This is a genomic window from Burkholderia arboris (genome assembly GCF_038723655.1).
GTDB lineage: Bacteria > Pseudomonadota > Gammaproteobacteria > Burkholderiales > Burkholderiaceae > Burkholderia > Burkholderia arboris.
On record NZ_CP109822.1, the window covers coordinates 2,473,542 to 2,487,265 of the forward strand.

12 protein-coding genes are annotated in these 13,724 nt (G+C 67.0%); 10 read left to right on the top strand and 2 right to left on the bottom strand.

Going from position 1 to position 13,724, the window contains the following annotated elements:
* The first annotated feature begins 97 nt into the window (after nt 1-97).
* Together OHZ10_RS28390 and OHZ10_RS28395 are read left to right on the top strand one after the other, a co-directional pair.
* Nucleotides 98-1,687 carry an ABC transporter substrate-binding protein gene (locus OHZ10_RS28390; protein WP_342705077.1) on the top strand — a complete coding sequence of 530 codons (1,590 nt, stop codon included), beginning with the start codon at nt 98-100 and terminating at the stop codon, nt 1,685-1,687.
* Nucleotides 1,688-1,833: 146 nt separating this feature from the next.
* Entirely contained in the window at nt 1,834-3,087 is a 1,254-nt protein-coding gene (locus tag OHZ10_RS28395; RefSeq protein WP_342705078.1) for a hypothetical protein, read from the top strand.
* A gap of 18 nt (nt 3,088-3,105) precedes the next feature.
* Here the strand turns inward: OHZ10_RS28395 and OHZ10_RS28400 are convergent, their stop codons facing one another.
* Nucleotides 3,106-4,413, bottom strand: a complete 1,308-nt coding sequence (locus OHZ10_RS28400) for an Nramp family divalent metal transporter (protein WP_342705079.1) — start codon at nt 4,411-4,413, stop codon at nt 3,106-3,108.
* Between the two features lie 98 nt (nt 4,414-4,511).
* Nucleotides 4,512-5,768: an oxalate decarboxylase family bicupin gene (locus OHZ10_RS28405; protein WP_174991243.1), complete on the bottom strand. Its 1,257-nt coding sequence runs from the start codon at nt 5,766-5,768 to the stop codon at nt 4,512-4,514.
* Nucleotides 5,769-6,204: 436 nt separating this feature from the next.
* On the opposite strand from OHZ10_RS28405, the gene sapR reads away from it, so the two are divergent.
* The 8 genes from sapR (at nt 6,205) to OHZ10_RS28445 (ending at nt 13,478) form a co-directional block, all read left to right on the top strand.
* Nucleotides 6,205-7,092, top strand: a complete 888-nt coding sequence (gene sapR / locus OHZ10_RS28410) for a sap1 transcriptional regulator SapR (RefSeq protein ID WP_342705080.1) — start codon at nt 6,205-6,207, stop codon at nt 7,090-7,092.
* 27 nt (nt 7,093-7,119) lie between these two features.
* Nucleotides 7,120-7,683 carry a D-alanyl-D-alanine dipeptidase gene (gene ddpX / locus OHZ10_RS28415; protein WP_342705081.1) on the top strand — a complete coding sequence of 188 codons (564 nt, stop codon included), beginning with the start codon at nt 7,120-7,122 and terminating at the stop codon, nt 7,681-7,683.
* Nucleotides 7,684-7,744: 61 nt separating this feature from the next.
* Nucleotides 7,745-9,346: an ABC transporter substrate-binding protein gene (locus OHZ10_RS28420; RefSeq protein WP_342705082.1), complete on the top strand. Its 1,602-nt coding sequence runs from the start codon at nt 7,745-7,747 to the stop codon at nt 9,344-9,346.
* Nucleotides 9,347-9,356: 10 nt separating this feature from the next.
* Entirely contained in the window at nt 9,357-10,427 is a 1,071-nt protein-coding gene (locus tag OHZ10_RS28425; protein ID WP_256086253.1) for an ABC transporter permease, read from the top strand.
* Between the two features lie 66 nt (nt 10,428-10,493).
* Entirely contained in the window at nt 10,494-11,408 is a 915-nt protein-coding gene (nikC, locus tag OHZ10_RS28430; protein WP_059240243.1) for a nickel transporter permease, read from the top strand.
* A gap of 1 nt (nt 11,409) precedes the next feature.
* The gene (locus OHZ10_RS28435; RefSeq protein ID WP_342705083.1) at nt 11,410-12,324 is read left to right on the top strand and encodes an ABC transporter ATP-binding protein; all 915 of its coding nucleotides are present in this window, start codon (nt 11,410-11,412) and stop codon (nt 12,322-12,324) included.
* Nucleotides 12,321-13,097: an ABC transporter ATP-binding protein gene (locus tag OHZ10_RS28440; RefSeq protein ID WP_059240239.1), complete on the top strand. Its 777-nt coding sequence runs from the start codon at nt 12,321-12,323 to the stop codon at nt 13,095-13,097. Before OHZ10_RS28435 ends, OHZ10_RS28440 begins: the two co-directional genes overlap by 4 nt.
* Before the next feature lie 126 nt (nt 13,098-13,223).
* On the top strand, nt 13,224-13,478 hold the full coding sequence (locus OHZ10_RS28445; protein WP_059240237.1) for a GlsB/YeaQ/YmgE family stress response membrane protein: 255 nt from the start codon (nt 13,224-13,226) through the stop codon (nt 13,476-13,478).
* Nucleotides 13,479-13,724 lie beyond the last annotated feature (246 nt).

A 13,724-nucleotide genomic window follows, 5' to 3' on the forward strand; every position in this document is an offset into this window, starting at 1 on the left:
CGCCGCTGCGCGCGAGCCTGCGCGTACGCCGAATATTTTCATCCGGGCGCCCGTCGATGAGAGAATCGCACCACGATTCCTTTTCGATGGAGCCCGCATGAAGCACCTGCTGTCCCGGTTGTTCGTCAGCGCCGCGCTCGTCGCGCTTGTTCCGGCGCTGCCGGCGCAGGCTGCCACGCCGCCCGGCATCTTCGTCGTCGCCACGCAGCTCGGCGAATTCACGACCCTCGACCCGAGCGGGATCTACGAGCTGGTGCCGTCCGAATATGTCGCGAACACCTACGAACGCCTGGTGCGCGTCGACCTGAAGGACCCGACACGCTTCGACGGACAGATCGCGCAATCGTGGACCGTCGGCGCCGACGGCACGACCTACACGTTCAAGCTCCGCCCCGGCCTCACGTTCCATTCCGGCAACCCGGTGACCGCCGACGACGTCGCATGGTCGCTGCAGCGCACCATCCTGCTCGACAAGGGGCCGGCCGGCGTGCTCGCCGATCTCGGCCTCACGAAGGCGAACGTGATGCAGAAGGTGCGCGTGGTCGATCCGCAGACCGTCGTGCTCGAAACCGACCGCAAGTACGCGCCGAGCTTCGTGCTCAACGTGCTGAGCGCGTGCCCGGCCTCGGTGTTCGACAAGAAGCTCCTGCTGTCGCACCAGCAGGCCAACGATTTCGGCAGCGGCTGGCTGCGGACCAACGATGCGGGCTCGGGCCCGTACCAGCTCGTCAAGTGGACGCCGAACGAGACCATCGTGCTGCAGCGTTTCGAGAAGTACCGCACGCCGTACCCGATGAAGCGGGTCGTGCTGCGCCACGTGCCCGAAGCGTCCGCGCAACGGCTGCTGCTGGAGAACGGCGACGCCGACGCCGCGCGCAACCTGAGCCCCGACAGCCTCGCCGCGCTGACGAAGGCCGGCAAGATCAAGGTCGCGTCGTGGCCGGTATCCGCGCTGCTGTACCTGAGCCTGAACACGAAGAACCCGAACCTCGCGAAACCGGAGGTGCAGCAGGCGATGAAATGGCTGGTCGACTACGACGGCATCCAGCGCAACATCGTCAGCACGACCTACAAGGTGCACCAGACCTTCCTGCCCGAAGGCTTCCTCGGCGCGTCGAACGCGCGGCCGTACAAGCAGGACGTCGCGAAGGCGAAGGCGCTGCTCGCGAAGGCCGGCTTGCCGAACGGCTTCGACGTGACGATGGACATGCCGAACGACTATCCGTACCTCGAGATCGCGCAGGCGCTGCAGGCGAACTTCGCGCAGGGCGGCATCCGCGTGAAGCTGATCCCCGGCGATGCGAAGCAGGCGATCGGCAAGTACCGCGCGCGCCAGCACGACATCTTCATCGGCGAATGGTCGCCCGATTACATGGACCCGAACAGTAACGCGCGCGGCTTCGCGTGGAATCCGGACAACTCGGATCAGTCGCCGACGAAGATGCTCGCGTGGCGCAACAGCTGGGACATTCCGCAACTGACGAAGGACACCGAGGCCGCGCTCGTCGAGCCGTCGCCCGCGAAGCGCGCGCAGCGTTACGAGGCACTGCAGAAGGCCGTGCTCGCGAACTCGCCGTTCATCATCATGTTCGAGAAGGTCGTGCAGGTTGCGACGCGCCCCGGCGCGACCGGGCCGGAGATCGGGCCGATCAACGACCTCGTGTCGTACCGGACGCTCGCGAAGTAATCGCGGCGGCCCGCGCACCCGGCCCTGCCGGAGCACGGGTCATCGCCGCCGGCCGCCACGCCGGCGCTGCGCCGTGCGACAGCCGCGATCTACAATGGCCGGCACCACGCCGATGCCGCGCCGGGCACACGTAACGGGGAAACAACATGCATTCGAGCGAGCACGCAGTCTGCGTCGCGATCAACGACAACAACCGCGCGTGGTATGAAATGCTCGTGCCGTTCCTGCTGTCGCTGCGACAGACCGGCTACGACGGGCGGATCGCCGTGATCGGCTACGGGCTGTCCGAACGCAAGCGGCAGATCCTCGCCAGTCAGTCGGTCGACGTGATCGACGCGTCGGACGCGTATGCGCTGCCGGTCGGCCGCTTCATCGAGGCCGCCGAATATTGCGCGCGCCATCCGCAGATCCGCAAGCTCGCGCTGTACGACGCCGATATCTGGTTCTGCGCGCCACAATTCGACCTGTTCTCGCAGATCGGCGATGACCGGATCCATGTGTGCCCCGACCCGCTGTTCTGCACGTTCGTCGTCACGCCGCTGATCGGCGAGCGGCGCGACCATCACTGGCGTCTCGTCGTCGATGAAGTCAACGCACGCCACGGCGGCGCGCTGCAGGCCGGGCTCGTGGCCGGAACGGCCGATGCCTGGGCGCGTTATGCCGATCACCTGCGCGACTGCATGGCCCGCATCGGTACCGATTTCCAGGAATGCTTCGGCATCGATACGACCTTCCTGCATCTGTGGAGCGCGCAAGGCGAAACGACGCTGCTCGACCCGGTCCAGAACTTCGTCAGCAAGTACGGCATTCACGAATCGTTCGATGCGGGCAGCGGCAAGACGACGCTCCGGTATCAGGGCGAACCGATCCGCGCACTGCACATGACCGGCGATATCCGCTTCCTCGACCGGTGGCGCTACTACACGAACCACATCGACGCCGCGCTGCGCGACGGCACGCCGTTCGCGCTGTCGGACGGCACACCGGCACCGTCCGACGCCGTCGCCGCACGCATCGCCGCGGCGGACTACGTGCAATCGGCCGGGCTGGCCGTGTCGTCCGCAGCGATCGAGGCCAGCGCGGGCGCGTATCTGCAGGCGATCGACGAACCGGGCGGCACGATGCTCGTCGGCAGCGGAAACCACGAAGCGGTATTCACCGCGACCCGCGACATCGCGCGGCTGAACGTCTACGTCACGCACCCGTCCGGCTCACCGTCACCGCTGCGGTGCGAAGTGCGGGTCGACGGGCAGGCCCAGCGCAAGGGCACCGAACTGATGGCGCATTTCTCGTATCAGGTAGCGGCCGGCGCCGTCATCACGCTGCGCTCGACGAGCCTCGGCGGCCAGCAGTGCAACGCGATCTGGCGGCTGCGCGAAGCGCCGGACATGCAGCAGTAGGCACCGGGCCGCTGCCGGTCAACCGAATGCCGCCCACACCAGGTAGGCATTCAACCCGACGATCACGACCGTCGCCGCGCCGGCGACGATCCGCAGCGGCATCCGCATCGCGTAAGCGCCCATCACGTCCGCGCGCGCCGACAGCATCAGCAGCGCGATCATCGGCATCGGCAGCACGAAGCTCAGCACGACCTGGCTCTCGACCATCGCACGGGTGACGTCGCAGCCGAGCGCGACCACCGCGAATGCGGGCGCGATCGTCACCGCGCGCCGCACCCAGACCGACATGCGGCGGTGGATGAAGCCCTGCATCACGACCTGCCCGGCCATCGTGCCGACCACCGAACTCGATACGCCCGACGTCAGCAGCGCGACGAGAAACAGCGCGCCGGCCGCCGGACCGAGCACCGGGATCAGCGTGTGATACGCATCGCCGATATCGGTCATGCCCGGCGCACTCAGATGGAACGCCGACGACGCCATCATCACCATCGCGAGATTCACGAATCCGGCCAACCCGAGCGCCACGACGACCTCGCGGTTCGAGAACCGCACGAGTCGCCGCCGCTCCGCGTCGTCGCGCGGCGCGGTGCGATCCTGCGTGAGCCCCGAATGCAGGTACAGCGTGTGCGGCATGATCGTCGCGCCGATGATCCCGACCGCGATCGTCAGCGCCGCGTGATCCGGAATCTGCGGGACGACCAGATGGAACGCGGCCGCGTGCCAGTCCTGCGGCGCGATCAACAGTTCGCCGAGATAGCACGCGCCGATCACGCCGACCAGCGCCGCGATCGCGGCCTCCAGCGGCCGGAAGCCGCGCTTTTCGAGCGCGAGGATCGCGCAGGTCGCCAGCGCCGTCGCGATCATCCCCGCGAACAGCGACAGGTGGCACAACAGCCCGAACGCGAGCGCGCCGCCGAGGAATTCGGCAAGATCGGTCGCCATCGCGGCGATCTCGGACGCGATCCACATGCTCCACACGACGGGCGCGGGGAAACGGTCGCGGCACAGCTCGGCCAGATTGCGGCCGGTCACGATGCCGAGCTTCGCGGACATCGCCTGGAACAGCATCGCGATCGTGTTCGCGGCCAGCACGACCCACAGCAGCCGGTAGCCGTACGCGGCGCCGGCCTGGATGTTGGTCGCGAAGTTGCCGGGATCCATATAGCCGATCGACGCGATCACGGCCGGGCCGACGAACGGCAGCAGCGCGGCGACGCCGGTGCGGCGCCCTTCCAGCGCGGCACGCGTCGCGCCGTCGATACGCTCGGGAGACGGGCCCGGCAGCACGAGGCCGCCGGCAGGTTTGCTCGGGACGGGAAGCATGGTGGAGTTTCCGTTCGAATGAGGAAGACCGATTCGGGAGCGGGCGCCGCGGCCGGCATGCCGCCTGCCGGCCGCGGCGCTGCACTGCGCATACCGCGTTACAGCGGCACGACGTCGGGACGATTGCGCGGAAACTGCGCGATCACGTCGGGCGCGACGTTCAGATGCGCTTCGACGAGCTTCGGCGGCGTATGCGCGAGCCAGTCGGACAGCGACACCTCCGCGTAGCGGTCGGTCTTGAAGATCTCGAGGAACACGAGATCGGTCTGGCCGGTGTTCTGCACGTAGTGCCCGAGACTCTTCTTCACGTAGCCGACGTCGCCCGCGCGGAAGTCGGCCGTCTGCGCCTTCGGCCCCGTGTCGAACACGGTCATCCGCGCTTCGCCCTGCAGGTAGTACTGCCATTCGTCCGCGTTCGGGTGCCAGTGCAGCTCGCGCATGCCGCCCGGGTGCACGGTGACGAGCGCCGCCGCGACGGTCGTCGACACGTTGAAGTTGGTGCTGTCCGCGATCCGCACTTCGCCGCCGCGCGTCTTCCTGACGGGCTTCATGTCGCCGAGCGAGAAGATGAACGGATGCGGCGGCGCCCCGGCCGACGCAGCCGACGCGCGCTGCGCTTCCGCGAGCGGGCCCGGTTCGTCGCCCTGGAAGATCCACAGGTTGTCGAGCGGAACGTTCCTGAACGCATCGGCCGGCACGCCGAAGTTGAGTGCGAGCACGTCGGGCGGCGTATGCGCGATCCAGTCGGTCAGCAGCAGCGTGTTGAATTCCGATGCGCGGCCGTTATCGAACGCGAGCAGGAATTCGGCGCCGTCGGTGCCGAGGCCCTGCAGCGAATGCGGCAGGCCGGGCGGGAAATACCAGAGATCGCCGGTCTTGACGTCCTGCACCGACGGCCGCCCCAACTCGTCGAGCACCGTGATCCGGCAGCGGCCGTCGAGCATGATCGCCCACTCGGCCTGCTGGTGCCAGTGCATCTCGCGAATGCCGCCGCGCGTCAGGCGCATGTTGACGCCGGAGATGGTTTCGGAAATCGCAAAATCGTCCTGCGTGACTTCGCGCGCCCAGCCGCCATTCTGGATGCGTTTATGCGCATTATTGAACGACGCCCAGAATAACGGCATCCCGTTGATATCGGTGGCCGGCGGATTTTGAAAGGACGGAAATTGATTGGCGATGGCCGGATTTTTAGGGCCCGGGTCGGTCACGCTCTGGCGATTGAGTGCATTCACCGCACCTTCCGGCGGGCGGTCCGGATTACCGAACGAGGCGGCCTTGGCCGACACCGCGATGCCTGCCGCAGCAATGGCGCCGGCCGTACCTGCCAGCATTTTGCGTCGAGAAAGATTCGTCATGGTTTCCTCTTCATTCCTGCAACCTTGAACACTTCCATTACGGAATACCTGCCGTTTTTCGATTATCGAAAATCAAGGATCCCGCGACTCAAGTTAAATCCAAATCATCACAAAAATTAAATGAATTATTAACCTGAATTAATGATTTAATCTGATTTACTTTAATTTTGTAATTATTGCGTTGCAGCGGGAGGATGAGCGATAGCGACGGAAGATCGAAACATGCGCGCCGATGCAACGCCATTGATTCGCATGACTGATCAAATCGGCGCGCCATGCTCGCCGTAACACAAAAGTTGCCGATCTCCACCGGCCCGGCGGCCACCCGCCCCTATCACCTATCCTCACACCATAGTTTTTATCCGCTGGCGCGAATGATTTTGGTTTTGTTAGATGGATGACATTCGCTCATTCGACGACAACGATCTAACAGCCGATGACCTGCGCGTTCGCCCATACCGTCGAATCCCGCTATGCCGAGCTGACGCCGACCGCCAAGCGCATCGCGAGCTACATGCTCGCGAACCTCGACCGGCTCGGGCTCGAGACGGCCGACCAGATCGCGCAGCAGGCCGGCACCAGCGGCATCTCGGTCGGGCGCTTCCTGCGCAGCGTCGGCTATCGCAATCTCGACGACCTGAAACGCGAACTGCGCGGCGGCGGCGACCGTCCGTGGATGATCACCGACCGGCTCGACGAGTACCGCCGCGTAGCCGGCACGCCGCCGGCCGAACGCAACGGCAATAGCGACGGCAACGACGGCACGCTCGCATCGTCGCTCGAGCGTGAACTCGACGCGATCCGCCACGTGTACCGGCTCGCCGAAGGCCCGGTGTTCGCGCAGGTCGCCGACCGGATCGCGCAGGCCGACGCGGTATTCATCCTCGGCATCCAGTCGACGCGCGGCATCAGCAACGCATTCAGCAGCTACCTCGAATACCTGCGCCCGCGCGTGTTCTATTCCGACGGCCAGTCGGGCTCGTACGTCGATTCGCTGAACTCCGAATTCGAACGGCCGTACTGCATCGTCACCGATACGCGCGCATATTCGCGCAGCGCGCGCCGCTATTGCCAGGCGGCCGCCGAGCGCGGGCAGCCGTACGCGCTGGTCACCGACCTGTCGTGCCCGTGGGCGCGCGACTGGCCGGCCGACCTGCTGCAGGTAAAGACCGACGTCGGCCAGTTCTGGGATTCGCTCGCGCCGCTCACCTGCCTGTTCAACCTGCTGATCACGGCCGTGGTCGACCGCCTCGGCCCCGCGATCGACCGGCGCGTCGCGCGTAACCGCGAACTGCAGCACACGTTCGACCAATTCGAATCCTGAGCGAGCCCGACCGAACCCGAACCGCCGATGAACGACCACCACCTCGTCGAAATCACGCCCGCCACGCATCACGTCGACATCGATCTCGTCTACGCGACCGATCGCAACCTGACCGGCAAGCAGATCTATCGTCGCGCGCACTGCCTGCTGCTGGCGCCGGCCGAAGCCGCACTGCGCCGCGCGGTGAGCGTCGCCGCGCAAGCCGGCTTCACGCTGTGCATCTACGACGCGTACCGGCCGCCGCAAGCGCAGCTGGTGCTGTGGGATTTCCTGCCCGACCCAGACTTCATCGCCGATCCCGGCGGCGGCTCGAATCACAGCCGCGGCACCGCGCTCGACCTGACGCTCGTCGATGCGAATGGCGAACCGCTCGACATGGGCACCGGCTTCGACGAGATGGTCGCCGCATCCGGCCACTTCCACGCGGGGCTGCCCGAAGCCGTGCAGCGCAACCGCCTGCTGCTGCTCGGCGTGATGCACGCGGCCGGCTTCGCACACGTCGACGACGAGTGGTGGCACTACGAACTGCCCGGCTCACACGCGTTGCCGCAGATCGACAACGCGGCAAGCGGCCCGTGGCGCCTGATGTGATGGCCATACGCATTCCCCTCACCGTTCACGTTCGACGACTTCAACGACACATGGAGCGCAGATGAAACCCCTGACATCCCGGCTCGTCGCGGCGCTGGCCGCCGCATCCGTTCTCGCCGCCGTCCCGCTTTCCGCCGCGCGCGCGGAAACGCCGAAGGACCTGTTCGTGATGGCCACGCTGCTCGACGAATTCACGACGCTCGATCCGGGCGAGATCTACGAACTGGTGCCGGAGGAATACGTCGCGAATACCTACGACCGGCTCGTGCGCGTCGACCTGCGCGATCCGTCGAAATTCAACGGCGATGTCGCGCAGTCGTGGACGGTGAGCCCCGACGGCCTGACCTATACGTTCAAGCTGCGCCCCGGCCTCAAGTTCCACTCGGGCAACCCGCTGACGGCCGACGACGTCGCCTGGTCGATCCAGCGCGCGGTGCTGCTCGACAAAGGGCCGGCCGCCGTGCTGACCGGCATCGGCCTCACGAAGGCCAACGTCGCGGCGAGCGTGAAGAAGCTCGACGACCAGACGGTGTCGGTCACGACCGACCGCAAGTACGCGCCGACCTTCGTGCTGAACGTGCTCGGCTCGTGGCCCGCGTCGGTGCTGGACAGGAAGCTGCTGCTGTCGCATCAGCAAGGCACCGACTTCGGCAATGCGTGGCTGAAGACCAACGAAGCCGGTTCCGGCGCGTACAAGCTGGTCAAGTGGACGGCCGGCGACAGCATCGTGCTGCAGCGCTTCGACGGCTACCGGCTGCCGCTCGCGATGAAGCGCATCGTGCTGCGCCACGTGCCCGAAGCCGCGAGCCAGCGCTTGCTGCTGGAAAACGGCGACGTCGACGCGGCGCGCGACCTGAGCCCCGACGATCTGGCGTCGGTCGTGAAATCCGGCAAGGCGAAGGTGTCGGCCTCGCCGCAGGCCACGCTGCTGTATCTCGGCCTGAACACGAAGAACCCGACGCTCGCGAAACCCGACGTGCAGGAGGCGCTGAAATGGCTCGTCGACTATGCGGGCATCCAGGGCAACGTCGTGAAGACGACCTACAAGGTGCACCAGACCTTCCTGCCCGAAGGCTTCCTCGGCACGCTGAACGCGAACCCGTACAAGCTCGACGTCGCGAAGGCGAAGGCGCTGCTCGCGAAAGCCGGCGTGCCGAACGGCTTTTCGGTGACGATGGACGTGCGCAACGACTATCCGTACACGGAAATCGCGCAGGCCGTGCAGGCGAACTTCGCGCAAGCCGGCATCAAGGTGCAATTGATCCCCGGCGACAACAAGCAGACGCTCGCGAAGTACCGCGCGCGCCAGCACGACATCTACATCGGCGAATGGTCGGCCGACTACATCGATCCGCACAGCAACGCGCAGGGTTTCGCATGGAATCCGGACAACGCCGACAAGTCGAGCTATAAAATGCTGGCCTGGCGCAACAGCTGGGACATCCCGCAACTGACGAAGGAAACCGACACCGCGCTCGCCGAACCGACCGCCGCGAAACGCGCGCAGCTGTATCAGACGATGCAGAAGGAAATGCTCGCGCGCTCGCCGTTCGTGATCATGTTCGAGAAAGTCGCGCAGGTCGCCACGCGGCCCGGCGTGAGCGGGCTCGAAGTCGGGCCGATCAACGATCTCGTGTCGTACCGCAACCTGAAGAAGCAATAAGATTCGCCGCATGTCGACTCCCGCCTCCTCCCTCGAAGCACTGCGCACGCTGCCCGCGCGGCGCCCGGCCGTGCGCTGGGCACTGCGCGTGCTGCGCTGGGCGCTCACGCTCGCCGTCACGTTCGCGGGGCTGCTCGCGCTGACGTTCGTGATCGGCCGCAAGGTGCCGATCGATCCCGTGCTCGCGATCCTCGGCGATCGCGCGTCGGCCGAGGCGTATGCGGCCGAACGCATCGCGCTCGGGCTCGACAAGCCGCTCGTCACGCAATTCCTGATCTACGTGCGCGACGTGCTGCACGGCAATCTCGGCGTGTCGCTGCTGACCGCGAACCCGGTGCTCGACGACATCAAGCGCGTGTTTCCGGCCACGCTCGAACTCGCGACGATCGCAACCCTGATCGGCATTGCGATCGGCGTGCCGCTCGGCGTCGCGGCCGCCGTGAAGCACAACCGGCCGATCGATCACATCGCGCGCTTCGTCGGGCTGATCGGCAATTCGGTGCCGGTGTTCTGGCTCGGGCTGATGGGCCTGCTGCTGTTCTACGCGCGGTTGCACTGGGTCGGCGGGCCGGGCCGGCTCGACCCCGTGTACGACGGGATGGTCGACCCGCGCACCGGCAGCCTGCTGATCGACTCGGCGCTCGCGGGCGAGTGGGACGTGTTCCGCAACGCGGTATCGCACATCGCGCTGCCGGCCGCGATCCTCGGCTACTACTCGGTCGCGTACCTGAGCCGGATGACGCGCTCGTTCATGCTCGACCAGTTGAGCCAGGAATACATCGTCACCGCGCGCGCGAAGGGCTTGTCCGAGCGGCGCGTGATCTGGCGGCATGCGTTCGGCAACATCATGGTGCCGCTGCTCACCGTGATCGCGCTCACGTACAGCAACCTGCTCGAAGGCTCGGTGCTGACCGAGATCGTGTTCGCGTGGCCGGGGCTCGGCTCGTACCTCACGGGCGCGCTGCTGAACGCCGACATGAGCGCGGTGCTCGGTGCGACGCTCGTGATCGGCGCGATGTTCATCACCGTCAACCTGCTGACCGACGCGCTGTACCGCGTGTTCGATCCGCGTGCGCGCTGAGGGCCGCCCCGACATGACCGCTTCCACCCCGCTTCTTTCATCGCCGATGCCGAAGGTCGTCCAATCATGAACGCCGAGCGCCTCACACTGCGCGCGTGGCTGCTGTCCGATGCGCCCGCGTCGCGCTCGCAGGCCGCACTCGGCCTTGCCTACCGACGCTGGCGCCGATTCGCCACGAATCCGCTCAACCTGTTCGGGCTCGCGATCCTCGTCGCGCTGATCGCCGTTGCGATCGTCGGCCCGCTGATCATGCCGCACGACCCGCTGCGCCAGGTCCTGTCCGACCGGCTGCTGCCGCCCGGCTCGCCGTCGCACTGGTTCGGCACCGACCAGCTCGGCCGCGACATCCTCTCGCGGCTGATCGCCGGTTCGCGCCTGACGCTCGGCATCGCGCTGCTCGTCGTCGTGATCGTGGTGCCGATCGGCCTCTTGATCGGCACCACGGCCGGCTATTGCGGCGGCTTCGTCGACAGCGTGCTGATGCGCATCACCGACATCGCGCTCGCGTTCCCGAAGATCGTGCTCGCGCTCGCATTCGCGGCCGCGCTCGGGCCGGGCGTCATCAACGCGGTCGTCGCGATCTCGATCACCGCGTGGCCCGCGTATGCGCGGCTCGCACGCGCGGAGACGATCCGCATCGCCCAGGCCGATTACATCCACGCCGCGCGGCTGCAGGGTGCGTCGGGCCCGCGCATCCTGCTGCGCTACATCATGCCGCTGTGCATGTCGTCGGTGATCGTGCGCGCGACGCTCGACATGGCCGGCATCATCCTGACCGTCGCGGGCCTCGGCTTTCTCGGCCTCGGCGCGCAGCCGCCGAGCCCCGAGTGGGGCTTCATGGTCGCGTCGGGCCGCAACGTGCTGCTCGACGCATGGTGGGTCGCGACGCTGCCCGGCATCGCGATCCTGCTCGTGAGCCTCGCGTTCAACCTGCTCGGCGACGGGTTGCGCGACGTCTTCGATCCCCGTCATGGAGCGTGACATGCCGATGCATTCCACCACCGCGCCCACGCCGCTCTGCGAGATCGACGGGCTGAAGATCGGCTTTCGCGGCCATGACGGCGTCGTCACCGACGCCGTGCGCGACCTGTCGCTGACGCTCGCGCCGGGCGAGCGGCTCGGCATCGTCGGCGAATCGGGCTCCGGCAAATCGCTGACGGGCCGTGCGCTGCTCGGCCTGCTGCCTGACGCCGCGCGCTGGTCGGCGCGCACGATGCGCTTCGCGGGCCACGACCTGCTCGCGATGTCGCCGCGCGACCGCCGGCGGCTGTGCGGCAGCCAGATGGGCATGATCCTGCAGGACCCGAAATATTCGCTGAACCCGGTGATGACGGTCGCGAAGCAGATGGGTGAGGCGTTCCGGCTGCACGAGCCCGGGCTGCGCGGCCGCGCGCTGCGCGAACGGATCGTCGATGCGCTGTCGGCCGTGCAGATCCGCGACCCGGCGCGCGTCGCAGACGCGTATCCGCACGAGCTGTCGGGCGGCATGGGCCAGCGCGTGATGATCGCGATGATGGTGTCGACCGGCCCGCGCCTGCTGATCGCCGACGAGCCGACGTCCGCGCTCGACGTCGCGGTGTCGATGCAGGTGCTCGCGGTGCTCGACGCGATGATCGCGCGGCACAACACCGGCCTGATGTTCATCAGCCACGACCTGCCGCTCGTGATGTCGTTCTGCGACCGCGTCGCGGTGATGTATGCGGGCCGCGTGGTCGAGACCTGCGCCGCGCGCGACCTGCGCGACGCGTCGCATCCTTATACGCGCGGGCTGCTCGCGGCGAACCCGCCGCTCGCGAACCCGCCGGACGAACTGCCGGTGCTGCGGCGCGACCCCGCGTGGCTCGAGCCCCTGCAGCCTGCCGTCACGCCCGCCAACCGACAGGAGGCCGCACGATGATCGACGTCGATCACGCATCGATCCGTTTCCCGACCCGCACGGGTCACGTCGACGCCGTGCGCGACGCGAGCTTTGCCGTGCGCGACGGCGAAGTGTTCGGGCTCGTCGGCGAATCGGGCTCCGGCAAGTCGACGCTGCTGCGCGCGCTGACGGGCCTCGTGCCGCTCGCATCCGGCAGCCTGTCGATCGATGGAAGGCCGGTCGGCGGCACGCCCGATCGCGCGTTCCGACGCCACGTGCAGATGGTGTTCCAGGATCCGTACGCGTCGCTGCATCCGCGCTTCACGGTCGACCAGACGCTGCGCGAGCCGCTGTCGATCCATGCGATCGGCGACGCCGATGCACGCATCGCCCGCGCGCTGGCCGAGGTCGGCCTCGGGCCCGCGTTCCGCTTCCGCTATCCGCACCAGTTGTCGGGCGGCCAGCGGCAGCGCGTCGCGATCGCCCGCGCACTGATCGTCGAACCGCGGGTGCTGCTGCTCGACGAGCCGACGTCCGCGCTCGACGTGTCGGTGCAGGCCGAGATCCTGAACCTGCTGCGCCGCCTGCATCGCGAACGCAGCCTGACGATGATCCTCGTCAGCCACAACCTCGCAGTGATCGGTTTCCTGTGCCAGCGCGTCGCGGTGATGCAGCACGGCGAGATCGTCGAGCAGCTCCGGATCGAGGACGTGCGCGCGGGGCAAGTCGCACGCGACTACACGCGCACGCTGCTGAATGCGACCGAAGGCTACCGCCGCCTCGACCCGGTGGCCGGCGCGCCGGCGGCGTGACATCTGCGCGACGCGCCGGCGTGCGATACTCGGCACGCCACGCGCCGGCTTGCCGCCGCATGGAACCCTTGTGCGCCGCACGGGTCAACTTCCTTTCGTCAACAGCACAGCAATAGGGAGGCGTTCATGCTGCAATTCATCGAAACCCTGGTCGTCGGGCTCATCGTCGGCCTCCTCGCCCGCGCGCTCAAGCCCGGCGACGACAAGATGGGCATCCTGATGACCACCGTGCTCGGCATCGTCGGCTCGCTGGTCGCCGGCTACGTCGGCCGGGCCGCCGGCTGGTATGCGCCGGGCCAGGGCGCAGGCTGGATCGCATCGATCATCGGCGCGATCGTGCTGCTCGTTGTCGTTGGTGCGATTCGCAAGCGCGCGGGCTGAACACCGCACGCATCGTTCCAATGCAAAACGGCCGCTCGTCACGAGCGGCCGTTTTGCTTTCCGGGCGGCGCCAGAGCCGTTGCCTGCGCAACGGACTCGGCAACCGTTCGTCCTGCGATCCTATCCCGCCCCGCATTTTCCCGACTTGCGGTTGCGCAGATCCGGCCTACATTGGTTGAAGCAATCCGCAGTCATTTGCTTATTACCTTTATTTCCATTTTTTGATTCAAGAGGTCCGATGGTTTT